A 23530-nucleotide genomic window follows, 5' to 3' on the forward strand; every position below is an offset into this window, starting at 1 on the left:
TAAGCCCACAAAGAATTTTGTGGGTTTATTTTTGCTTTTTTTATGTAAAGTTGTAAATTTCTATCATGGAAAATCTTCAAAAAATAATCAACGTTACACAAATACGAAAAGCTGACGAACATACTATTAGTAAAAAAGGAATTACTTCTTTTGCTCTGATGGGACAAGCATCTTTAGCCTTTGTAAAAGCTATTGAACCTTTACTAAACCGTTCTCTAAAAATTGCTATTGTTAGTGGGGTTGGTAATAATGGTGGTGACGGATTTGCTATTGCTAGAATTTTAAAAAGCAAGAAATATACTGTACAACCTTTTTTAGTTCAGTTTAAAGATGTACTTAGCTCAGATTGTGATATTAATTTTCAAAAACTTGATGATACTATCACTATAAAATCAACCAGTACAATTCCTGATTTTTCTGAATATGATGTTATTATTGACGCTATTTTTGGTTTTGGGCTTTCCAAGCCTGTTACTGGTTTTATAAAGCATGTTATTGAAAACATTAATAATGCTAAAAAAACCATATACGCTGTTGATCTTCCTTCTGGTTTATATTGCGATAAGCTTCCTGATTCTGAAACTGTTGTACATGCAGATATAGCAGTGAGCTTTCAAAGACCAAAACTTTCATTCTTTTTTCCTGAAAATGGAAACCATGTAAAAAATTGGAAAACAGTTGATATTGGTTTAGATGAAAATTTTATTCAACAGCAGAAAAGCAACTATTTTATTTTAAATGAAAAGATTACTGAAATTTTAACACCCCGATTACGTCAATCACACAAAGGAAGTTACGGACACGCTTTATTAATTGCAGGTTCTTACGGAAAAATGGGAGCTGCAGTACTTTCTTCAAAAGCTTGCTTACGAAGTGGTGTAGGTCTGCTAACTAGTTACGTACCAAAATGCGGGTATCAAATTATGCAATCTTCCATTCCAGAAGCAATATGCCTAACCGACGAGAATGAAGAATTCGTGACCCAACTCCCAGAAATTTTCAAATACGACATTCTCGCGATAGGCCCAGGATTGGATGTTAACGAAAAAACAACACAACTTGTAAAAAAATTAGTGTCGGAAAGTAGTAACCCGTTAGTTATTGATGCCGATGCTATTAATATTATTGCTCAAAACGAAGAATTAAAATCGTTACTTCCTAAAAACTCTATCTTAACTCCACATATTAAAGAGTTTGATAGATTGGTAGGAAAGTCTAACACATCAACTGAACGTTTTCAAAAGCAACTTGAGTTTTCTGCAAAACATCAATGTGTTGTAGTTTTAAAAAATGCATATACTACTATTTCTTCTCCTGAAGGGAATTTGTATTTCAATACTTCTGGAAACCAAGGAATGGCAACTGGTGGTAGCGGTGATGTACTCACAGGAATTATCACAGGATTGTTAGCACAAAACTACACTCCTCTACATGCCGCTTTATTAGGTGTATTTTTCCACGGAAAAGCAGGCGATGATGCCGCTTGCAAAAAAGGATACAACGCCCTAATTGCTTCTGATATTATTGATGCATTACAAATAGAAAAAAGTTAGTTTTCTTTAGACGTTGATTGAATTAGTATTGCTAATAGCATTACTAAACCGCACCCTAAAGCATTCAACCACAAATACGGTAGCCAATCGATGTACCAAACTGCTATAATAATTAATTGCGTAATTATCGCTGCAATAAATACTGCATTTCCTTTGACAAACTTTATAAAAAAGGCTAGTAAAAAAATTCCCAACACATTTCCATAAAAAATAGAACCAATAATATTTACAAGCTGAATTAAATTATCAAATAAATCTGCTATACAGGCGACTAAAATTGCCAAAATCCCCCAACCTAGGGTAAACCATTTTGACATTTTTACATAATGCTCTTCACTATATTCTATTTTCGTATTTCGTTTGTATAAATCAATAGCTGTAGTACCTCCTAAGGCGTTTAATTCAGATGCCGTAGAAGACATGGCAGCTGATAAAATTACTGCTAACAACAAACCTATCAATCCTTTTGGTAAATTATTCAGAATAAAGTGAATAAACACATAGTCTTTATCGTTTGTTTCTACCAATGGATCTACTTTTGAAATAATAGTTTTTGCTTCTTCCTTTAGTACCTTATCTTGTTCATTAAACTCTTGAATCTGCATTACATTTTCAGGTGTTAACCCTTCAAAAATTAGCGCTTTTTTTCTTCCTTCAATAAAACGATGTTGTTCTTCTAATTTTACATATTGCTCTATTGTTTCAAGGTTGGAATTTGCTATAGCCTCTCCTGCTTTTGGATTAAAATTTAACGGAGACGGATTAAACTGATAAAATACAAACACCATCACTCCTACTAACAAAATAAAAAATTGCATAGGTACTTTTAACAGCCCATTAAAAATCAATCCTAATTGACTCTCTCTTAATGATTTTCCTGACAAGTAGCGTTGGACTTGGCTTTGGTCTGTTCCAAAATACGATAACATTAAAAATGTTCCTCCTAAAATACCTGTCCAAACCGTGTAACGGTTATTTAAATCCCAAGAAAAATCAAGCACTTTCATTTTATCAGAAGCTCCTGCTATTTCTAACGCCTTAGTAAATGTTATATCATCTGGTAAATACTGTAGTATTAAATAAAATGCTACAAACATTCCTGCGAAAATTACTGCCATTTGTTGTTTTTGTGTAACACTTACCGCCTTTGTTCCTCCTGAAACGGTATAAATAATTACCAAAACCCCAATGATGATATTTAAAGTAATTAAATCCCAACCCAAAACAGCAGACAAAATAATAGCTGGCGCAAAAATGGTGATTCCTGCTGCTAATCCGCGTTGAATTAAAAATAGAATTGCAGTTAAGGTTCGAGTTTTTTGATCAAACCTTCCTTCTAAATATTCGTAAGCTGTATAAACTTTTAATCTGTGATAAATTGGAATAAACACCAAGCAAATAATCACCATGGCTATTGGTAACCCGAAGTAAAACTGTACAAAGCCCATTCCGCTATGAAATGCTTGTCCTGGGGTTGATAAGAAAGTTATCGCACTGGCTTGTGTTGCCATAACTGACAAACCAATCGTCCACCATTTACTTTCATTCCCTCCTTTTATATAGTCTTCAACATTTTTACTTCCTCTGGTTTTCCAAGCTCCATATAAAACAATAAACAATAAGGTTACCGAAAGAACAATCCAATCTACTAGCTGCATGGTTTATTTTGTATATATGTTAGTGATTATGTAAAATAACACGATGTATACTAAATTAGCCACTAAGACTAATGTATACTCTTTTTTCCATACATACTTTTTATCCATACTTTGTTTTTTATTAGTTGATTATTGTTTTGGTTTTTCGTAAAAACTATTGGCTAATGATGCTTCACTTAACAAAGGCATTTTAAACTGAATTGGTTCTCTTCCTGGTTCTGTTGGTTGCCCATTTTCATCTTTAGCATACCAAGTTATGGATTTTGGCAATAACAAACCGTTAACATTTTCCCAATCGTTATATCTTATAATTTTATAAGCATCAGTTGATTCTTTGCTAAAATAAGTAACCGTATACCCTAACCATGCCATTTGTTTTGTTTCTGGATGGTAAAATATAAAATAATTATCATCTGGTGAAGTTCCAACGTTGGCTTTGTATGAAATTTTTATTCCTGGATAGCTAACTCCTTCAAAAGTCAGCGGTTTTGTTTCTGAATACACAATGCCATCATCAGCTAATACAAAAGGCATTGCATAAAAATAAAAATATAGATTGTAATAAAACTCCGGGTTTCCTTTAAACGCTGTTGAATCTTGTTGTTGTAACCACACTTCTTTTCCATCAAACCCTAAAGAATATTCTGGTGAATTCACTACTGTTTTTCGTGAATGTAAGTCTGTAGTATGTTCTTCATTTTTTAGTGTGAATGACAATGTTTTCATTTTTTTCCATTGTTCAATCCCTCCATGTTTTTCAAGAATTTTTTCTAATGTTTTCGGGTATTTTAATGTTGCTACCTCTTCTTTTTTAATTGTTTCCTTTTTAACTTCTTTTTTACATGCTATTGAAACAAGAGCTATAGCGATTAGTACTACTATTTTTTTCATGATAATTGATTTGTTCTAATTGGTCGAAACTACCATTAGAAATTACAGTAAAAATAAAAAACTCTCTAAATATATATTAGAGAGTTTTATGTTAACTATAAAAATTGAATGAATTATTCATCCGTTAAAGCTTCCATAAAAGCGATTAGGTCTTTAATTTCTTTTTCTGACAAATTCAATTTATCTGATGGTAACGTTTGATTTGGTACTTTATATCCTAATCCTTGTCCACCACCTTTATTATAAAAATCAACTACTTGTTCTAAGGTTTCATACACCCCATTATGCATATAGGGAGCCGTTTTGGATATGTTACGAACGATAGAAGTTTTGAAAAAGTATTTTCGTTCTTCAGTTTTAAATATATCATAAGCTCCTAAATCATCATCTAACCCTGTTTCTTTCATATTTGGAACTCCAATAGATTCTACTTCTGTTTCCGTAAAATTAGGTGGAACTGTTCCGTTAAATACAGGTGGAAAGTGACAAGTGGCACATTTTGCTTTCCCCATAAAAAGATTAAATCCGTTGATTTCAGAAGTTGTTAAAGTGTTTTCTTTATTGTTTATGTTTTTATCAAACTTAGAACTAAAATCGCCTAAACTTCTAATATAATTTGCTATTGCATTTCGGATGTTAAAATCAGTTACTTTTCCATATAGATTAGCAAACGACTTTGTATATACACTGTCATTTTTTACAGTTTCTGTCAAGTTTTCTAAATTGGTATGAAACTCATTCTTGTTTTCAACAACTCCCACAATTTGCCCCTCTAAACTACCTGCTCTTCCATCGTGAAAAAAGGTTTGTTGATAAGCAGCATACGATAAGGTTGGTGTATTTCTTTTTTGTTTTGGAAAAGTTGCTAACCCATCTGTAAAAGCCTTATCTTTAATATGACAAGTAGCACAGCTCATCACACCTTCTTTTGATAAATTCTTATCATTAAATAGTTTTCTTCCTAAAGCTATTTTTTCATTAGACATTGCCTTTTCTAACTGATGATAATCGTTAAAGAAATCAATATTAAATGTTTCTTTAGAAAATAATGAAGTAATGTTATTATTGAACGCCATAGTTAAAGGGAACTCTACTTTCCAATCTTCTGAGGTTTTTGCCAACAGCTCCAATTGTTTATGTGTATGATTTTTTATAAAATCATAGCGATTAAACGACTCAAAATTGCCTTCTTGTAACATTTTTTGAGCTGTCTGCAACTCATTTACAAAATCAGTATACAATTTATCTTTTGAAAACTCACTTTTATACGTATTTATAATAAAGAGTAAGGTTTCGTAGTTTGTTTTTGCTTCTAATAAAGATTGCTCTAATACTGGTGAATCAAAACCTGTTATTCCTACCAAAGCTATACGGGCAATTTGATCGCGCAACAGCCATAAAACATGGTGTTTTTTTAAATACAACGTGTTATTTGCCGCTATTAGTTTAAGCCTACTTACTGTCTTTTTTATAATGCTCTCTACCTCTGCAACGTCAACTTCATCCTCATTTAATAACTCTTCAATAACTTGAAACCCAAAAGGGGCTCTTATTTTAATATCCGTAGCATCCTCTTCTTCTACCTTTAAAATATTTGGAGCATTTAAACTCTTGTAGTTTTCTTTATCAGCAAAAGCTAATATAGGTTCTATCAACTTAAATTCCTTTCTCGCTAACTTATACTTATTTAGCTTTTCGGAAACCTCTTCAACAACATTAATTTCTTCTAAACTTGAAATGCAGTCATCAAGACGCTTTGAATAATATTCTTGAACTTTGGCCACCAAAGCTTGATTATCTAGCTTTGAATAGCTTGTTGTTTTTTCTTGTTTACAACCAATTATAGATACCAGAAAAAGACACATGATAACATGTGCCTTTTTTATTTTTTGAAAATTGTTTGTCATTATCTATCTAATCCTTGAACTACATATAATTGACTTCCTTCTTTTCTTGTTTCCGCTGCATCGTTTGCCTTAGGGTCAGTAAATGCTCCTCCATCAGCAGGTTCCCAGCCATGATTTTGAGTAATTAATAAAAACGTATTGCTTACTCCAATAGTTTCAGAAACATCAATCATACCAGTAATTTCCCATGCCTTATCTTGATAAGACGCTCCGTAACCTTGAGCAGAAGCTGCAACCTGATCGCACTCTAACACTTTCTTTACCTCTCCTGTTTTCAAGTTGTATTGATATAAGCTAGCTGCGTGATTCTTTTCACCATCAAAATAACCATTAGGATCCTCTTGAATGTACGCATAGTTTTCTGTAACTACGATATTATCTGGACTATGGAAAGCTTTTGCTTTACCATCTAATTTATCTCCATCTAAAACACAGGTAATTTTTGCTGCTCCAGTAGGATCATTTTCATTTAACTCTACTTTATATACACGCCCATAGATAGTTCCTTTTCCTACTAAACCGTCTTTTTTACGACCTGTTACACAAAAATAAATTTCACGATTGTTTTTAGCAGAACCTCTTCTCCAATCAATATCTTCTAAACGAGAGAATCCCATCACTCCTTTTTCTTTAGCCTCTGCATCTAATAAATCGATATTCTTTTCGGTTAACTCAACAAAAGAAGCATTATAAGTTGTACCTTCTTTCATATCTACCTCATAAGCAATCCCTTCATCAGTTACCTTTAAACCATATAATTTACCACCTTCTAAATCTCCTCTATCACCTACATACATTCCTAATTGACCTGAAGGTACTTCATTATCTGAATGATCATCTCCAATAAATACAACAGTTTTATCTGCGTACGCATCTTTACCAATTGCCACTGCATTTTCTGTAGACCATTGTCCCATAGCTGTTAACATTTTTGGAGTACTTGCTGCTGAAACATTTTTTAAAGGATCAGTTGCAAAAACCCCTTTAGAAGCTCCTCCCCATTCTCCACCAGATAAATATAATGGACCAAAACCGTGTTCTGCCTCTGTAATTAATGAACCTGAGCACTGTGCTGTACTAGCAGTAGCATTTGCATTTAAAATATATTCACCATGTACAGGCTTAAAATTTTTATCTAATTTAATACGAGCAATTGAATAATCTGCCTCAATATTGTTTATTAAAGTATAAGTTCCATCTGAGTTTCTCATTAACCCAGCTCCATCTGCCATAGAACCGTATACAAAGTTTGGTGTATCTTCTAACTTATCTTCAGAAGACAATAAAGGAAAAATGTTTACTCCAGAAAACTCTGATTCTAATTTTAAAAAGTTTGGAGTTTTTGAGTGTGCTTTTAATTCAATTGAATCTCCGTGACTAGGTGTACTATCAGAATCGCAAGATGTTAAAGCTATAGCTCCGCAAACGCCTAAGAACCCTAATTTAAGTAAGTTTTTCATTATTATGTTAATTTTTGTGTTATGTCCGCAAATCAACAACACTTACTTTAAGAAGCTCTTAGCTGTAGTTTAAATCTAGCTCACTAAAAGGTTACCAACTTTAACTAAACTTAAACAACTATTTTTATTCCCACCTCTAAACACTTGTTATTAAAACACAGCACTTAACTATTTATTAACTTACTTAACTCGTTTATCTTCTGACTATATAGCTTTTTTCTAATAAAAAAGAGCGCCTTAAAAGACACTCTCAGTTTGAATATTTTACTTTGGTTAGAGTAAAAATCATTTTGTTTTTCTTTTTCTTCATAGAACTTTCCCTACGACGTGATATAATTCCCCATTTTATATCTTAACCTTATTGAAGGTCTAAATTTTAACCGAGACAAAAATAAGTCGTCTAATTTTCTTTTTGGTAAGTCAGTGACTTACTTTTAGTAAGTCACTGACTTACTTTTTCACCAAAATGAGGTAAAAAAGACCTCAAAAGCCAAAAATTTCGTTAAAACAGAAATTATTTAAAATTTTATATATTTGTTTTTTATGAAAAAAATGAATTTACATATAACACAAGAGCTTTTAAGCTTAACATGTAGTTTTCGTGGGAATCCTGATGAAGGAATCTTTCGAAACCGGACGTTGTATGTTAATTATAATGAAAACTCAGATATGATTTGATTATAAAAACTAATGATATATAAAGCGTCCAATTAATTTTGGGCGCTTTTTTTATATTTTTTTGAAAAATGGAATTTTAATTTAAACATACTAAAAACTCTTAATTGAACTCTAAGCTACTAACGTACAAAACGTTACAAAAACACTACTTATCTGGATATTATCCGGACAGTCCTTCTTTACCCTAACAACAATATAATCAACTGATTTACAATAATTTAAACCTAAAAAACACTTGTTTTATTGTAAAAATTTCGTATATTTGTACCATACTTATTAAGATACACTTAATTGGTATTATTAATAAATAAAAATTTAAAACGATGGTATTAACTAACACAAACAGAAGTATCAGCTTAGCTTATAGAAAAGGAGCAGATTACGAAACAAAAAAAGACAAGGATGTTTATTGTGGAGCAAAATATTTAATGAGGAGTTAGCAATTATTCTACACTTATATATAACAAAAAAGCGTCTTTTTAAAAAAGACGCTTTTTTTTATTAAAAAACACATTTTTAACAAGTTAAAACTTGTATAATTCGTTTTTTTTCATTATATTAAGAAGACAAAATAAATGCTATGAAAACATTAAAATTGCACATACTAAATGAAAAAGAACGTTTACTCATTCAACAAGAACGCTTACTAAAATCATCTTCATTATATATAATGTTGTCACTATTTTAGAATTAAAAATCAACTAGCGTTCATTTCAAAATTGCAAACGCTTCCTTTATGACAAAGTAGAATTCCCTGAAGTCTGTTGTACTCAATAGGCCTTAGTAGTAACGCATCTTCATGAATTGATGTTTCAATCAATTTAATTCTACCTACTGCCCAAACACTTGGGTTAGATGACTATTGCCTCATTTAAAAAATGATGTAATACACACGAAAATTTATTTCGATGCTATTACGAGCCGCACATGCGGCTAGGAAAACTATTGTCAAAATTTAAAAATTGAAATTATGAGAACTTTAAAATTTACACTACTAATAAGCACGTTATTTTTGTTAACTACAAGTTGTACAGACTTAACAGAAGATATTGTACCAAACAACAACGATAATCATATAGAGTTAGTTAATTCTATTGATATTGATAACCCTCTTGATCCACCAGTAGATGGAGACACAGGTGGTGATGATGGTAATAGTGGAGGTACAGGTAAAGGTAATTAAACTCAAAGTCTTTAACTTTAAAGTTAAAGACTTTTTTTTATTAGCTTTGTCTTTAAAATCTTGGAATTGTATAACTTTATCAAAACAGTAGTATTTTTTTTTATTCTCTTTAGTTTATTTTTAAACCTAACCTCTTTTACATCAAAAATAAAAAATAATTATACTAATAATGATAGTATAAAAGAATGGATTGACTTCTCAAAAAAAAGTGGCATTTCTATTTTAGACAAAAAGAGACTCTTAGTTAAAGCTTATAAAAACTTATCTATTAAAAATAAAAATTATAGTAAAACATTAAGTGTCATAGCTTATGAATTTTACAATTTAAATGATACAACAGAATTTTTAAAACTAAACAAAAAGGCTCTTGAACATGCTTTAAAAACCAAAGATACTTTTACTATTGCCGATACTAATTGGAGTTATGCTGACTATTATAACAATGAACAAGTATACGAAAAATCATATACGTTTTACAATAAAGCATTTAATAACTTCAAGTTATTAAACAAAGAATATGAAATAGCAAGAATGTTATATTCAATGTCGTTTATTAAAGGTAGGTATAGAGACTACATTAGTAGCGAAGTATTAATATTTAAAGCAATTAAAATATTCAAAAAAAACAAAAACTATAAATGGTTATATTATTCTTACAATCATTTAGCCCAATTACAAAGAGATATTAAAGAATACGATAAGGCTTTATTTTACTACGATAAATCTCTTGAATATTTCTCAAAAGTTAGTAACAAAAAGGACATATATCTAATAACCTATAACAACATAGGAAACGTTTACAGGGAAAAAGGAAATTATAAACTTGCTATTAAGTCTTATAATAAAGATTTAAACAAAAAGATAAAACCTATACACTTTGCTACAATTATAAGTAATAAGGCTCATACAAAATTACTACTTAACGACACTTTAAATGTAAAAAAAGATTTATACAAAGCATTAACCATTAGAGATAGTTTAGGAAATAAAACCGCAATTTTAGCTTCATACATATATATATCAAACTATTACAAGCAGATAAAAGATACTTTAAAAGCCCTGAGATATGCTAAAAAAGCCAATTTACTTGCTCATAAATTAAAAAATGGTAGAGATTATTTAGCTTCGCTGCAACAACTTGCCAATTTAGACACACAAAATTCTAAAAAATACTTAGATCGTTATATAGAGTTTAACGATAGTTTAATTAGTGCTGAACGAAGAATACAAAACAAGTTTACCCGTATTGAGTTTGAAACAGATGAATATATTGAAGAAACAGAGCGTTTAAGCCAACAACGTGTATGGATTATAGTAACTAGTTTTGCTGGTCTACTAGTTCTTAGCTTACTATATTTTTTACGTGTACAAAAAGTAAGAAATGAAAAATTAAAACTAGAAGCGGAACAACAAAAAGCCAATGAAGAAGTATATGTATTAACACTACAACAACAAGCCAAATTAGAAGAAGAACGTGTTAACGAACGTAACCGTATTTCGGCAGAACTACACGATGGTGTTTTAGGAAAACTTTTCGGTACTCGGGTAAACCTTGGTTTTTTAGCTATGCAAATGAAACCTGAAACTCAAGAAAAACACCAAGCATTTTTAGATGAGTTACAAGAGATAGAAAAGGAAATCAGAGATGTTTCCCATAGGTTAAGCGATAATTTTGATAGTTCAAATATTAACTTTACAACTATCTTAACCCAACTTTTAAAAGATAGAAGTACTATTGGTAATTTTTCTTATAAGTTTAACTTTGATAAGACCATTCAATGGAACGAAATTAACGAGGTTACTAAAGCTAACGTATACCGCATCATTCAAGAGGCTTTACAAAACATTATTAAGCATGCTAAGGCAAAAAATGTTACCTTAGACGCTTCTTTTAAGAGAGAAGAGCTTATTATTTCGTTAAAAGACGACGGAATTGGTTTTAATGCCGAGAAAAAGAAAAAGGGAATTGGAATAAAAAATATTACAGCAAGGGTACAAAAATTAGGTGGTACTTTAGAGTTTATTTCTAAAGAAAACCAAGGAACTACACTTGTTATTATAACCCCTTTTAATACTAAAAATGGAAAGTAAAAAGTATAACGCTTTAATAATTGACGATCATCCCTTAATATCAGAAGCTTATAAAAGTGCTTTTGCCTATATCGAAAGTCAAAATGAAAATATTTCTTTTCATATTCAAATAGCAAATAACTGTGGTGCTGCCGATGAAATTATAGAAACGTATTCTTCTTCTAATCGATTTATTGAAATTATTTTTTTAGATATTAGTTTACCCCCTCTAGAAGAAAAAGGTATTTTATCTGGTGAGGATTTAGGTTTGATTATAAACGAAAAACTTCCTGAGTCTAAAATTATTATCTCCACTACTTTTAACGATAATTACCGAGTACATAGTATTTTAAAAAACGTAAACCCTGATGGGTTCTTAGTTAAAAATGACATTACCCCGGTAGAATTAGTTCATGCTATTGAAGAAGTACTTAACGACCCTCCTTACTACAGCAAAACGGTAATGAAAATGTTGAGAAATCAAGTGTCCAATGAGTATTTTTTAGATGATTTGGATAGAAAGATTTTGTATGAACTATCTATTGGTAATCGTGTAAATAAACTACCTAACATCCTACCCTTATCTTTAGCTGCAGTACAAAAAAGAAAACGACAAATGGCTAAAATATTTGAGGTTGATAATTCTGATGATCGTGATTTGATTTTAATAGCAAAAGAAAAAGGGTTCTTATAAGAATCCCTTTTCACTATTTTATAATCTGTTATCAATTATATTCTGTACCACTTCAGGATTTAAGAGTGTAGAAACATCTCCTAAATTATCTAATTCATTATGTGCAATTTTTCGAAGAATACGACGCATAATTTTTCCTGAGCGTGTTTTAGGTACTCCTTCAGTAAACTGAATTTTATCCAACTTCGCTATCGGACCGATATGCTCCGTAATAATTTGATTTATCTCTTTACGTAAGTTATCTTGATTTCTTACCTCTCCGGTTTCTTTCAAAATCACATAACCATATAAAGCGTTTCCTTTTACTTCGTGCGGAAAACCAACTATAGCGCTTTCTGCTACTGCAGGATGCTCATTGATTGCATCTTCTATAGGTGCAGTTCCTAAGTTATGTCCTGAAACAATAATTACATCATCTACCCTACCTGTAATTCGGTAATAGCCTACCTCATCACGAAGGGCTCCATCACCAGTAAAATACATATCATCAAATGCTGAGAAATATGTTTCTTTATAACGCTGATGGTTTCCCCATATAGTTCTTGCCATAGATGGCCAAGGGTATTTTATACATAATCTTCCGTCAACCTGATTTCCTTTTACTTCTTTTCCGTTTTCATCCATCAATGCTATTTGAATTCCTGGTAAGGGCAACGTTGCGTAAGTTGGTTTTGTTGGAGTGATATAAGGTAAAGGAGAAATCATAATTCCACCAGTTTCAGTTTGCCACCAAGTATCTACAATTGGGCTTTTCTTTTTTCCAACATTATCATTATACCAGTGCCATGCTTCTTCGTTTATAGGTTCCCCTACCGTTCCTAACACTTTTACTGATGAAAGGTTATGGCTATCAACAAATTCTAAATTCTCTTTTGCTAATGCTCTAATTGCTGTGGGCGCTGTATAAAATTGATTTACGTTGTGCTTCTCTACAATTTCCCAAAAACGACCAAAATCTGGATAGCTAGGAACTCCTTCAAACATTACAGTTGTTGCTCCGTTTGCTAACGGACCATATACAATATAACTATGCCCTGTAATCCAACCAATATCTGCGGTACACCAATACACATCATTTTCTTTATAATTGAAAACATTTTTAAACGTATATGCTGTGTACACCATGTAACCAGCTGTGGTATGTAACATTCCTTTTGGACTTCCTGTTGAACCAGAAGTGTATAAAATGAATAATGGATCTTCAGCATCCATAATCTCTGGAACACAATCTTGATAAGCTTCTTCTAATAAAGGTGCTAACCACTTATCTCGTCCTTCTTTTAATTGAATATCTGAATTAATTCTTTTAGCAACTAATACATTTTCTATAGTAGGACAATCTTCTAATGTTTCATCTACAATACTCTTTAAATCAATAGTTTTTGCTCCTCTATAAGAACCATCTGAAGTAATTACCATTTTTGCTTCGCAATCATTAATTCTCGTAGCTAATGCTGTTGATGAAAATCCTGCAAAAACAACTGAGTGTACTGCTCCGATTCGTGCGCAAGCTAAAACCGAAATAGCTAATTCTGGAATCATTGGTAAGTAAATACAAACTCTATCTCCTTTCTTTATCCCGTGGTCTTTTAAAACATTAGCAAACTTACAAACACGTTTGTGTAGTTCTTTATAAGAAATATGTTGAGCTTCTTCTTTTGGGTTGTTGGGCTCAAATAAAATAGCTGTTTTATCTCCTCTGATATGCAAATGACGGTCGATACAGTTTTCTGTAATATTTAGCTTTGCTCCTTCAAACCATTTGAACTCAGTTTTCTCAAAATTATAGTCCAAAACGGTATCCCATTTTTTCCTCCAAACAAAGTGTTCTTCTGCTATTTCTTCCCAAAATAATTCTGGATTTCTAACGGACTTTCTATATACTTGAAAATATTCTTCTAATGTTTTTACGTGGTAGTTACTCATTCTTATACTCCTTTTTATTTTAGCTTAAGCTACTAAAATAAATCATTTTTAATTGTTTATCAATTTATTAATTCTTCTTCTTAAAACATATACTAACTTTCATCTTCTTGTTGCAATAAACGTGAATGTATAATGAAACGAACTCCTAAAGGAATTTCTAATGAAAAACTTGCTCCTCTTCCTTCAGTTACATCAATTGTTAAGTGCGTATGCTTCCAGTATTCATATTGATCTTTATTCATATAAAAGGGGACTTCATCTAACACACCTAACAGAATATCACTTTCATCTAAATACATTTCATCTTTAGGAAAAATCATTGGTGATGATCCATCACAACACCCTCCACTTTGATGAAAAATTAATTCGCCATGTTGCTTTTTTAGTTTTTCAACTATTTCTTTTGCTGCATCTGTTATTGCTACTCTTTGCATATTACATTTTTTAATTATAAAATACTGAGCTTTAAAAGCTCAGTATTTTCAAACAACTAAAAGAACCCTAACTTGTTTTTATCATACGATATCAACATGTTCTTAGTTTGACGATAGTGATCCATCATCATTAAGTGGGTTTCTCTACCAAATCCTGATTTTTTATATCCTCCAAATGGTGCATGCGCTGGATAAGCATGGTAACAATTTACCCAAACTCTTCCTGCTTTAATAGCTCTTGGAATTTGATACAATTGATGCGCATCTCGTGTCCACACTCCTGCTCCTAATCCGTACATCGTATCATTTGCTATTTCTAACGCTTCAGCTTCGTCTTTAAACTTTGTAACACACACAACAGGCCCAAAAATTTCCTCTTGAAATACGCGCATCTTATTGTGTCCTTCTAAAATAGTTGGTTTAATATAAAATCCATTTGCTAACTCTCCTTCTAGTGTATTAACTTCTCCTCCACATAGCACTTTCGCTCCTTCTTCTTTTCCTATTTTAATATACGCTTGAATTTTTTCATATTGATCATTTGATGCTTGTGCTCCTACCATTGTGTTTACATCATACGGACTTTTTTGTACAATTGCTTCTGTTCTTGCCACCACTCGCTCCATAAACTTATCATAGATGTCTTCTTGTACTAAAATACGTGAAGGACAGGTACAAACTTCTCCTTGATTAAAAGCAAATAACACCGCTCCTTCAATTGCTTTATCTAAAAAAGCATCATCTTCATCCATTACACTATTAAAGAAGATATTTGGAGACTTACCTCCTAACTCCATCGTAACTGGATTTAAGTTTTTAGAAGCATACTGCATTATTAACTGTCCTGTAGTAGTTTCTCCTGTAAATGCTACTTTATCTATTCTTGGGCTTGATGCCAATGGTTTTCCTGCTTCTGGACCAAAACCATGAACTACATTAATAACTCCTGGAGGAAAAACATCGGCTATTTTTTCCATTAACAATGTTGCTGATGACGGAGTTTGTTCTGCTGGTTTTAATATTACACAGTTACCTGTAGCCAATGCTGGTGGCAACTTCCACGATAACATTAAAAGAGGAAAGTTCCAAGGAATAATTTGCCCCACAACCCCCAAAGGTTCTTTAATGTTCATTGATAAGGTATTTTGATCAAGCTCTGTTGCACTTCCTTCTTCTGCTCTAATGGCAGCCGCAAAATAGCGCCAATGATCTACTGCCAAAGGAACATCAGCATTTAATGTTTCTCGTATTGGTTTTCCATTATCACAGGTTTCTACTAATGCAAACTCTTCTAAATTTGCTTCAATTATATCTGCTACTTTATTTAGCAATGAAGCTCGTTCTGCTGCTGAAGTGTTTCCCCAACTTTCCTTCGCTGCATTGGCTGCATCTAAAGCTAGTTCTATATCTTCTTTTTGTGATCTTGGATATTTTGCTATGATGCTATTATCAACTGGAGATTTGTTTTCAAAATATTCTCCACCTAAGGGAGACACAAACTTCCCATTGATAAAATTTGCATACGTGTCTTTAAATTTTGGTTTCGTGTAACTCATAAAACTTTGTATTTTTGTTCTTTACTTAAATTAACTATCCCGAAATAACACTTCTACAATCAACCTGTATTAAAAATGAGTATTTCGTAATTTTTGTAAAACTAAAATATCATATAGTCAATATGTTGAACGTATTTATTAAATTGTAACACATATCTATTATCTCAAAAAAAGGATAAATAGATTTTTGTACTATTGATTATGAACCATTTATTAAGTCGACATAAAGAAAGTAGAAAACTTACTACTTTAATAGAGAACAGAACTACATATAATGCTGAATATGCTGAGTTGAATATTTTTGAGACTCATAAAAGTGCTGAACAGGTTTCTTTGACTTTTGATTTTCCTGTGATTGCAAGTATGCTCACTGGAAAAAAAGTAATGCATTTAGAAGGCATGGAACCTTTTGATTTTTTCCCTGGTGAATCTGTGGTAATGCCAACTAATAAAGAAATGATTATAGATTTCCCCTTGGCTGAAAAAAATAATCCTACTCAATGTTTGGCTTTAGGTATTGACTCTGATAAGATTGATGAGATAGTAGATAAGTTTAATCACAATGTTACTATAGAGCGCGAAAACAATAATTGGAAATTAAACGAAACTTCTTCTCACCTTGTTCATAATACGGATATTAATCATTTAGTTGGACGTTTAGTACATACGTTTACCGATCAAAACAAATCTAAAGACATTCTTCTTGATCTTATGATACAGGAATTGATTGTTAGATTATTACAAACGAAGGCTAAAGCTTTTATCTTAAACGATCCTTCTGGCACGCTTACAGACACCCGCATTGGTATGGTTATTAAGTTTATAAAAAACAACCTCACAAATAAAGATATTACTGTAGAATTGTTAGCTAAGAAGGCTTGTATGAGTACATCTCATTTTCATAAAAAGTTTAAAAACACCTTAGGAATTTCTCCTATTGACTACATAAACTCTGAAAAAATTAAATTTTCTAAAAAACTTATAAAGCAATCTAAAAACCTACGAATCTCTGAAATAGCTTACAAATCTGGTTTTAATAACATTAGCTATTTTAACAGACAATTTAAAAAAATGGAGATGATTACTCCTCAGCAGTTTAAAAAGTCTTTTATAAAAGAGTAAATCATTAACTTTTTAAAAAAAACTTTTATAGCTACATTTGTTTGATATGATGATATCTCTTTTTCTAGATGTTTTAAGTACTAATTTGTACATAGTCTTACTCTTTTTTATTGTGGCTATTCTATACTCTTCTGTCGGATTTGGTGGTGGTTCCAGTTACTTGGCTGTTTTAGCACTCACTGGCTTACTTTTTACACAAATAAGAGCTACAGCATTACTTTGTAATGTAATGGTTGTTACAGGTAATGTTTTACTTTATATGCAACAAAAACAATATAATTGGAAAAAGGTTATTCCGCTTACTTTATTTAGTATTCCTATGGCTTTTTTGGGTGGCTATTTACGAATAAGTCAAACTTTTTTCTTTATTCTTTTAGGTTTCACACTACTTTTTGCTGCTATTACCATGTGGAGTTCAAACAAAGTAGTTACCAACAGCAATAAAACTACCGATTTAAACATAGCAAAAAATGCAGGTTATGGCGGAATTATTGGTTTTATTTCTGGAATGGTTGGAATTGGTGGTGGTATTTTCTTAGCTCCGTTACTTCATTTAACCAATTGGGACACTCCTAAAAAAATAGCTGCTACAGCAAGCTTTTTTATTTTAGTAAATTCTATATCTGGATTGATAGGTCAATATGTGAACCCTGAATTTTCTATCGACTGGAAGCTTACTTCTATTTTATTAATTACTGTTTTTATTGGTGGTCAAATTGGTAGTAGAATGAGTAACCAATTCTTTAATTCCACACAACTGAAAAAAGCAACCGCTATTCTAATTGCCTTTGTAAGTATTCGGATTTTAATTAAGTATTTATATTAGCCAATTTTCATATTATTTTCTTCTACATAAAAAAAGCAACGTAAACACGTTGCTCTTTCATCCCCTAAACATAGATAACTATTTCTTAGCCTAACCAAGCATTCATCATCCACAATGTTTTTTCTTGTTCTGCAATAAAGTCACTCATCATTGAGTTTGTTCCTTCATCTTCTGCTTCATCAGACAAATCAAGAATTAAACGTTCTATTTTTAATAGTTCTGATAACGAATCAATAATTAATTTTACTGCTTCAACATCATTTGAAATATTTTTTCCTACTGGTACTTTTGATACACTAGTGTAATCTTCAAAAGTATGCAATGGTGTTCCTTGTAATGTTAAAATACGTTCTGCTATTAAGTCTACTTTTTCTTGTGCATCTGTATAAAATTCTTCAAACTTCATATGCAACTCAAAAAAGTTTTTCCCTTTAATATTCCAGTGTAAACCTCTTGCATTTTGGTAATATACTTGAAAGTTTGCTAGTAGGGCATTTAACTCTTTTACTAAGTTTTCAGTTTTTTGTTTATCTAATCCTAAAATTGTAGTTGACATATTGTTTTGATTTTAAGTTTTTTACTTTTTCTATTACAAATTTAAGGCAAGTTTTAACAGTTTTACTATAAACGTAATCGATTGTTTTAATATCTTTATCAAAAATTATTATTGAAATGACTATAACACAATTAAAATATACACTAGCCGTTGCTGAATATAAAAACTTCACCATAGCTGCAGAACATTGCTTTGTCACGCAACCAACGTTAAGTATGCAAATTCAGAAATTAGAAGAAGAATTAGATGCTAAAATTTTTAATCGTTCTAAAAAACCAATAGAACTTACAGAAGTTGGTAAACGCATTGTAGAGCAAGCCAAAGTTATTGTTGATGAGAGTAATCGCATTATAGACATTGTGCATCAACAAAAAGGCTATGTAGGAGGTGAGTTTAGATTAGGAATAATCCCTACAATTATGCCTACACTACTTCCTATGTTTTTAAAAACATTTAGTAAGAACTACCCTAAAGTTCAATTAGTTATTGAAGAATTAACTACAGAAGAAATTGTTAGAAAGTTAATGGATGGTTATATAGATGCTGCTATTGCTGCTACTCCATTAGAAAATGAAGCCATAAAAGAGCGTGTTTTATATTATGAACCTTTTGTAGGTTTAGTTCCAAGTGAACATCGATTATTTAAACAAAAGAAATTAAAAGTTGATGATTTAGAAGTTGATGATATTTTATTGTTAGAAGACGGACATTGTTTTAAAGACAGTGTAATTAATCTTTGTAGAACTAATAAAAGAAGCTCTACACATCACTTTCAGTTAGAAAGTGGAAGTTTTGATACATTAATAAAGTTATCTAAAGACGGATTAGGAATGACCTTACTTCCTTATTTAAATACGCTGGATTTAAATGAACGAGACAAAACTCATTTAAGAGAATTTGAATCACCATCTCCTGCACGTGAAGTTAGCTTGATTTATCACAAATCGCAATTAAAAATGCAATTGATTGAAGCTTTAAAAAGTACTATTGACAGTGTAATTAGAGGCGCTATTGCTTTTAGTGATGTAGAAATTATAAGTCCACTTCAGAAAAAATAAGAACAACAAAAATCCCGCATAATTGTGCGGGATTTTTTATTTTTTATCGCTTAATGGTTTAAAAACTATATTCTGATAATGGCTTTGGAAAATCTTCTGGATTTGCTGCTAAATGATAACGAGGGTCATCTACCGCTTCTTCTATGACCTCTGCAAAAATCGGACTTGCTTTATATAACAATACCTTACAATCTTCACTTAAATGTTTTAAGGTTACCTTCTTCCCTGCTTTTTGATATTTTTCTACTAATATAAAAATAGCTTCAATAGCTGAATGGTCTGAAATACGCGATTCTACAAAATCAATTTCCACGTTAGCAGGATCATTTTTAATATCAAACTTTTCGTTAAAAGCAGTAATACTTCCGAAGAATAAAGGTCCCCAAATTTCGTAAATCTTAGTTCCATCTTCTTTAAAACGTTTTCTCGCTCTAATTTTTTTTGCATTTTCCCAAGCAAAAACTAATGCTGAAATAATTACCCCAACAAATACAGCAATTGCTAAATCAAAAATTACAGTTACCGCAGATACTATAATTAATACAATTGCATCCGATTTTGGAATTTTATTCATAATTCTAAAACTAGACCATGCGAACGTATCAATAACCATCATAAACATTACTCCTACTAATGCTGCAATAGGTACTTGCTCAATATATTTATCTGCAAAAAGGATAAAAATTAATAAAGTAACCGCCATCATAACTCCTGATAAACGCCCTCTACCACCTGCGTTAATGTTAATTACTGTTTGACCAATCATACCACAACCACCAGTTCCTCCAAACAATCCACTTAACATATTTCCAGCTCCTTGTGCTACACATTCTTTATTACCATCACCTCTTGAATCTGTTAACTCATCCACTAAATTCATCGTCATTAACGTTTCAATCAACCCAACTGAAGCTGCTAAAAAGGCATACGGTGCAATAAACTTTAATGTATCTAAATTAAATGGCAAATTACTCCAAAGTTCTGCTAAATTCATTTTCTTAGAAATTTCATCAAAACCATTTAAACCAGCTCCTCCTCCATCTCTAATAAAATCTCCAACATTTATAGACTCTAATCCACCGAAAATAGATACAAACGTAACAATTAAAATAGCTGTTAACGCTGCTGGTACTTTTGTTGTTAATTTTGGAAGCAACCATATAATTAGCATCGTTAACAACACTAACCCAACCATAGTATATAGCTTTGTTCCTTGTAAAGTAGATTTTACTACCCCACTATCTTTTACTGAATAAAATCCGCCATTTTCAATATTATAAACAACTTTTTTTGTTTTTGCATCAAAAACTTGTGTTTCTGATTTTACAAAAACTTCCTTGTTTGTTTCATTATTAATAATTGAATTTCCTTTAATTGAAAACAATGCAGCACTTGATACTAGATCTTGTACCTCATTATCTGCAACTTTATACACCAACTCTTTCGATTCAGTTTTACGCATATTTTGACCAAAAATGTCCTTCTTATTTTCTTTGAACATTCCTAGTTGAGCTATAAAAATAACTATTGCTAAACCATTTACGAATCCCATCATTACTGGATGTGGAATTAACCGAACTAATTTCCCTAATTTAAATACTCCTGCTAACACTTGAATAACTCCCATTAAAACTACAGCTGCTAGTAAATAAAAGTATCCCATATTTTCTACAGGAGTATCAAACAGCAGTCCTTTTGCATGTCCTTCTTGTATCATGTTTACAAAAATTACAGCCACAGCACCAGCTGCTCCTGAAATTAAACCAGGTCTTCCTCCAAAAATTGCAGAAACAATCCCTACCACGAAAGCTCCAAACAAAGCTACAATAGGACTAATTTGAGCTACGAAAGCAAAAGCTACTACCTCTGGTATCATTGCTAACGATACCGTAATACCTGCTAAAGAATCATCTTTTATGTTAATCTTCTTACCTTTAATGTATTTCATCATAATTTCTAAGAGTCTTTTGTAAAAATGCGCAAATGTAAAGATAATTTTATAGACCAAGTTTTAGCTTTCATTAAGTTTAATTTTGTCAGCGTAAATTTTTGCCTTAATTTTGAACGTTGAACTATCAAACCAATTTGGTAGCAACAAATGAGCAGAAAAACACTACTTACTTCGAAAGAAATTGAAATCATTCTGCATCGATTAGCGTGTCAGTTAATCGAGAATCACAACGATTTTTCTAATACCGTTTTAATAGGATTACAACCTAGAGGCTCTTATTTAGCTAATCGATTGGCTAAATTATTAAGAGAAGAGTATCAAATTAAAGGCCTAAAATTAGGCTTGTTAGATATTACCTTTTATCGTGATGATTTTCGCAGAAGAGAAGAACCATTAGAAGCCACCTCTACACAAATTGACTTTTTAATTGAAGGAAAAAAGGTGGTTATTATTGATGACGTATTATTTTCAGGAAGAAGCGTTCGAAGTGCTTTAACAGCACTACAATCGTATGGAAGACCTGATAATATTGAGTTATTAGTATTAATAGATCGTCGCTTTAGCCGTCATTTACCTATTCAACCTAATTATAGAGGAAGACAAGTAGATGCCATCAATGAAGAAAAAGTAGTTGTGAACTGGCAAGAAACTCATAAAGAAGATACAATTTACCTTGAACCCAAGCCCTCAAAGCTTGATTAGTTATGATTAAAAAAACAAACTAAAATGAAGCAGTTAAGTGTTGAACATTTATTAGGAATCAAATACCTTAACAAAAATGACCTTGAGCTTATTTTTGAAACTGCCGCTCATTTTAAAGAAGTCATTAACCGACCTATAAAAAAGGTTCCTTCGTTACGTGATATTACCATCGCTAATTTATTTTTTGAAAATAGCACGCGTACAAAGCTTTCTTTTGAATTAGCTGAAAAACGTTTATCTGCTGATGTTATTAATTTTTCTGCAGGGCAATCTTCAGTAAAAAAAGGAGAAACTTTAATTGATACTGTTAACAATATTTTGTCGATGAAAGTTGATATTGTTGTGATGCGACATTCAAATGTAGGAGCAGGAATTTTCTTATCAAACCATGTAGATGCTAAGATTATTAATGCTGGAGATGGCACACATGAACACCCGACCCAAGCATTATTAGATAGTTTTTCTATGCGGGAAGCTTTAAATAGCGACTTAAAAGGAAAGAAAATTGTAATTGTTGGTGATGTCTTACACTCACGTGTAGCTTTATCAAATATTTTTGCACTACAATTACAAGGAGCTAAAGTAAAAGTTTGCGGACCTAGTACGTTAATTCCTAGATACATTTCTAGTTTAGGAGTTGAAGTGGAAACCAACCTTAAAAAAGCTTTAGAGTGGTGTGATGTTGCTAATGTATTACGTGTACAACACGAACGTATGGATATAAAATATTTCCCATCAACTAGAGAATACACACAGCTTTTTGGTATCAACAAAGAAATTTTAGACAATCTTGGCAAAAAAATTGTCATAATGCACCCAGGACCTATTAACAGAGGTGTAGAACTAACAAGTGATGTTGCCGACAGTGATCAATCAATTATTCTAAACCAAGTAGAAAATGGAGTTGCTGTTCGTATGGCAGTTATTTATTTGTTAGCACAACAAATAAAAAGATAGTCATGAATATAACTGATAAAACTAATTACACCCTAGTAACTTCTGATGAAAGAACATTTTCTGACTTCTTTGAAAGCTTTGAAAATGAACATGTAAACCTTACAGATAAAAATTTAATTGTTGTAATTTCAGAAGAATTTAATCCCTCTAACAAAAATATTTTACTATTTTTGGAATACGCAGAAAAACATCAAAACAATGGCACATCTTTTGTTGTTATATCTAAAGATGTTACTATTGATGATTTTCCTGAAACTTTTAACATTGTTCCTACTTTAATTGAAGCAGAAGATGTTATAGAAATGGAAAACATTCAGCGTGATTTAGGTTTTTAACCTTTAATTTTAA

At 31.5% G+C, this 23530-nt stretch carries 19 protein-coding genes; 10 read left to right on the forward strand and 9 right to left on the reverse strand.

Features of this window, described 5'->3' with window-relative positions; translation table 11 throughout:
• Positions 1-65: 65 nt before the first annotated feature.
• Positions 66-1553 (forward strand): NAD(P)H-hydrate dehydratase, encoded by a 1488-nt coding sequence (locus ACXIHB_RS04200; protein ID WP_462098989.1) that lies wholly within the window; start codon positions 66-68, stop codon positions 1551-1553.
• Here the strand turns inward: ACXIHB_RS04200 and ACXIHB_RS04205 are convergent.
• The 4 genes from ACXIHB_RS04205 to ACXIHB_RS04220 all read right to left on the reverse strand — a co-directional run bounded on the left by ACXIHB_RS04205 (position 1550) and on the right by ACXIHB_RS04220 (position 7469).
• Positions 1550-3211: a sodium:solute symporter family protein gene (locus ACXIHB_RS04205; protein ID WP_462098990.1), complete on the reverse strand. Its 1662-nt coding sequence runs from the start codon at positions 3209-3211 to the stop codon at positions 1550-1552. The genes ACXIHB_RS04200 and ACXIHB_RS04205 overlap by 4 nt on opposite strands.
• A 129-nt stretch (positions 3212-3340) precedes the next feature.
• Positions 3341-4102: a DUF6503 family protein gene (locus ACXIHB_RS04210; RefSeq protein WP_462098991.1), complete on the reverse strand. Its 762-nt coding sequence runs from the start codon at positions 4100-4102 to the stop codon at positions 3341-3343.
• Positions 4103-4215: 113 nt separating this feature from the next.
• The gene (locus tag ACXIHB_RS04215; RefSeq protein ID WP_462098992.1) at positions 4216-5967 is read right to left on the reverse strand and encodes a cytochrome-c peroxidase; all 1752 of its coding nucleotides are present in this window, start codon (positions 5965-5967) and stop codon (positions 4216-4218) included.
• A gap of 41 nt (positions 5968-6008) precedes the next feature.
• Complete coding sequence (locus ACXIHB_RS04220) at positions 6009-7469, reverse strand: alkaline phosphatase PhoX (RefSeq protein WP_462098993.1); 1461 nt, start codon at positions 7467-7469, stop codon at positions 6009-6011.
• Positions 7470-9117: 1648 nt separating this feature from the next.
• On the opposite strand from ACXIHB_RS04220, the gene ACXIHB_RS04225 reads away from it, so the two are divergent.
• The 3 genes from ACXIHB_RS04225 to ACXIHB_RS04235 all read left to right on the forward strand — a co-directional run bounded on the left by ACXIHB_RS04225 (position 9118) and on the right by ACXIHB_RS04235 (position 12094).
• On the forward strand, positions 9118-9330 hold the full coding sequence (locus tag ACXIHB_RS04225) for a hypothetical protein (protein WP_462098994.1): 213 nt from the start codon (positions 9118-9120) through the stop codon (positions 9328-9330).
• Positions 9331-9396: 66 nt separating this feature from the next.
• Positions 9397-11421: an ATP-binding protein gene (locus ACXIHB_RS04230; protein WP_462098995.1), complete on the forward strand. Its 2025-nt coding sequence runs from the start codon at positions 9397-9399 to the stop codon at positions 11419-11421.
• Entirely contained in the window at positions 11411-12094 is a 684-nt protein-coding gene (locus tag ACXIHB_RS04235; RefSeq protein ID WP_462098996.1) for a response regulator, read from the forward strand. Before ACXIHB_RS04230 ends, ACXIHB_RS04235 begins: the two co-directional genes overlap by 11 nt.
• A gap of 18 nt (positions 12095-12112) precedes the next feature.
• Here ACXIHB_RS04235 and acs read toward each other — a convergent pair whose 3' ends face one another.
• The 3 genes from acs to ACXIHB_RS04250 form a co-directional block, all read right to left on the reverse strand.
• Positions 12113-14020, reverse strand: a complete 1908-nt coding sequence (gene acs, locus ACXIHB_RS04240; RefSeq protein ID WP_462098997.1) for an acetate--CoA ligase — start codon at positions 14018-14020, stop codon at positions 12113-12115.
• A gap of 92 nt (positions 14021-14112) precedes the next feature.
• Positions 14113-14454 carry a DUF779 domain-containing protein gene (locus tag ACXIHB_RS04245; protein ID WP_167714001.1) on the reverse strand — a complete coding sequence of 114 codons (342 nt, stop codon included), beginning with the start codon at positions 14452-14454 and terminating at the stop codon, positions 14113-14115.
• Between the two features lie 56 nt (positions 14455-14510).
• Complete coding sequence (locus tag ACXIHB_RS04250; RefSeq protein ID WP_167714002.1) at positions 14511-16010, reverse strand: aldehyde dehydrogenase family protein; 1500 nt, start codon at positions 16008-16010, stop codon at positions 14511-14513.
• A 201-nt stretch (positions 16011-16211) separates the two neighbouring features.
• Between ACXIHB_RS04250 and ACXIHB_RS04255 the strand changes: the two genes are divergently transcribed.
• Complete coding sequence (locus ACXIHB_RS04255; RefSeq protein WP_159490792.1) at positions 16212-17132, forward strand: AraC family transcriptional regulator; 921 nt, start codon at positions 16212-16214, stop codon at positions 17130-17132.
• Positions 17133-17178: 46 nt separating this feature from the next.
• On the forward strand, positions 17179-17958 hold the full coding sequence (locus ACXIHB_RS04260) for a sulfite exporter TauE/SafE family protein (RefSeq protein ID WP_159490790.1): 780 nt from the start codon (positions 17179-17181) through the stop codon (positions 17956-17958).
• Between the two features lie 85 nt (positions 17959-18043).
• Here the strand turns inward: ACXIHB_RS04260 and ACXIHB_RS04265 are convergent, their stop codons facing one another.
• Positions 18044-18514, reverse strand: a complete 471-nt coding sequence (locus ACXIHB_RS04265; protein WP_047789721.1) for a Dps family protein — start codon at positions 18512-18514, stop codon at positions 18044-18046.
• Positions 18515-18630: 116 nt separating this feature from the next.
• Here ACXIHB_RS04265 and ACXIHB_RS04270 point away from each other — a divergent pair, with 116 nt between their 5' ends.
• A complete protein-coding gene (locus ACXIHB_RS04270; protein ID WP_047789720.1) occupies positions 18631-19572 on the forward strand; it encodes a hydrogen peroxide-inducible genes activator in 942 nt (313 codons plus the stop codon).
• A 58-nt stretch (positions 19573-19630) separates the two neighbouring features.
• Here the strand turns inward: ACXIHB_RS04270 and ACXIHB_RS04275 are convergent, their stop codons facing one another.
• On the reverse strand, positions 19631-21523 hold the full coding sequence (locus tag ACXIHB_RS04275) for a SulP family inorganic anion transporter (protein WP_462098998.1): 1893 nt from the start codon (positions 21521-21523) through the stop codon (positions 19631-19633).
• 147 nt (positions 21524-21670) lie between these two features.
• Between ACXIHB_RS04275 and pyrR the strand changes: the two genes are divergently transcribed.
• The 3 genes from pyrR to ACXIHB_RS04290 are packed head-to-tail and all read left to right on the forward strand — an operon-like array spanning position 21671 to position 23517.
• Positions 21671-22225, forward strand: a complete 555-nt coding sequence (pyrR, locus tag ACXIHB_RS04280; protein WP_073183111.1) for a bifunctional pyr operon transcriptional regulator/uracil phosphoribosyltransferase PyrR — start codon at positions 21671-21673, stop codon at positions 22223-22225.
• A gap of 24 nt (positions 22226-22249) precedes the next feature.
• On the forward strand, positions 22250-23182 hold the full coding sequence (locus tag ACXIHB_RS04285; protein WP_099213737.1) for an aspartate carbamoyltransferase catalytic subunit: 933 nt from the start codon (positions 22250-22252) through the stop codon (positions 23180-23182).
• 2 nt (positions 23183-23184) lie between these two features.
• Positions 23185-23517, forward strand: a complete 333-nt coding sequence (locus ACXIHB_RS04290) for a hypothetical protein (RefSeq protein ID WP_073183115.1) — start codon at positions 23185-23187, stop codon at positions 23515-23517.
• Positions 23518-23530 lie beyond the last annotated feature (13 nt).

The organism is Tenacibaculum sp. IMCC1 (genome assembly GCF_054906355.1).

What these genes read in the sequence shown, in the direction of transcription:
- ACXIHB_RS04200 (WP_462098989.1), top strand. Translation starts at nt 66, where the DNA reads ATGGAAAATCTTCAAAAAATAATCAACGTTACACAAATACGAAAAGCT.
- ACXIHB_RS04205 (WP_462098990.1), bottom strand. Translation starts at nt 3,211, where the DNA reads ATGCAGCTAGTAGATTGGATTGTTCTTTCGGTAACCTTATTGTTTATT.
- ACXIHB_RS04210 (WP_462098991.1), bottom strand. Translation starts at nt 4,102, where the DNA reads ATGAAAAAAATAGTAGTACTAATCGCTATAGCTCTTGTTTCAATAGCA.
- ACXIHB_RS04215 (WP_462098992.1), bottom strand. Translation starts at nt 5,967, where the DNA reads ATGTGTCTTTTTCTGGTATCTATAATTGGTTGTAAACAAGAAAAAACA.
- ACXIHB_RS04220 (WP_462098993.1), bottom strand. Translation starts at nt 7,469, where the DNA reads ATGAAAAACTTACTTAAATTAGGGTTCTTAGGCGTTTGCGGAGCTATA.
- ACXIHB_RS04225 (WP_462098994.1), top strand. Translation starts at nt 9,118, where the DNA reads ATGAGAACTTTAAAATTTACACTACTAATAAGCACGTTATTTTTGTTA.
- ACXIHB_RS04235 (WP_462098996.1), top strand. Translation starts at nt 11,411, where the DNA reads ATGGAAAGTAAAAAGTATAACGCTTTAATAATTGACGATCATCCCTTA.
- acs (WP_462098997.1), bottom strand. Translation starts at nt 14,020, where the DNA reads ATGAGTAACTACCACGTAAAAACATTAGAAGAATATTTTCAAGTATAT.
- ACXIHB_RS04245 (WP_167714001.1), bottom strand. Translation starts at nt 14,454, where the DNA reads ATGCAAAGAGTAGCAATAACAGATGCAGCAAAAGAAATAGTTGAAAAA.
- ACXIHB_RS04250 (WP_167714002.1), bottom strand. Translation starts at nt 16,010, where the DNA reads ATGAGTTACACGAAACCAAAATTTAAAGACACGTATGCAAATTTTATC.
- ACXIHB_RS04255 (WP_159490792.1), top strand. Translation starts at nt 16,212, where the DNA reads ATGAACCATTTATTAAGTCGACATAAAGAAAGTAGAAAACTTACTACT.
- ACXIHB_RS04260 (WP_159490790.1), top strand. Translation starts at nt 17,179, where the DNA reads ATGATGATATCTCTTTTTCTAGATGTTTTAAGTACTAATTTGTACATA.
- ACXIHB_RS04265 (WP_047789721.1), bottom strand. Translation starts at nt 18,514, where the DNA reads ATGTCAACTACAATTTTAGGATTAGATAAACAAAAAACTGAAAACTTA.
- ACXIHB_RS04270 (WP_047789720.1), top strand. Translation starts at nt 18,631, where the DNA reads ATGACTATAACACAATTAAAATATACACTAGCCGTTGCTGAATATAAA.
- ACXIHB_RS04275 (WP_462098998.1), bottom strand. Translation starts at nt 21,523, where the DNA reads ATGATGAAATACATTAAAGGTAAGAAGATTAACATAAAAGATGATTCT.
- pyrR (WP_073183111.1), top strand. Translation starts at nt 21,671, where the DNA reads ATGAGCAGAAAAACACTACTTACTTCGAAAGAAATTGAAATCATTCTG.
- ACXIHB_RS04285 (WP_099213737.1), top strand. Translation starts at nt 22,250, where the DNA reads ATGAAGCAGTTAAGTGTTGAACATTTATTAGGAATCAAATACCTTAAC.
- ACXIHB_RS04290 (WP_073183115.1), top strand. Translation starts at nt 23,185, where the DNA reads ATGAATATAACTGATAAAACTAATTACACCCTAGTAACTTCTGATGAA.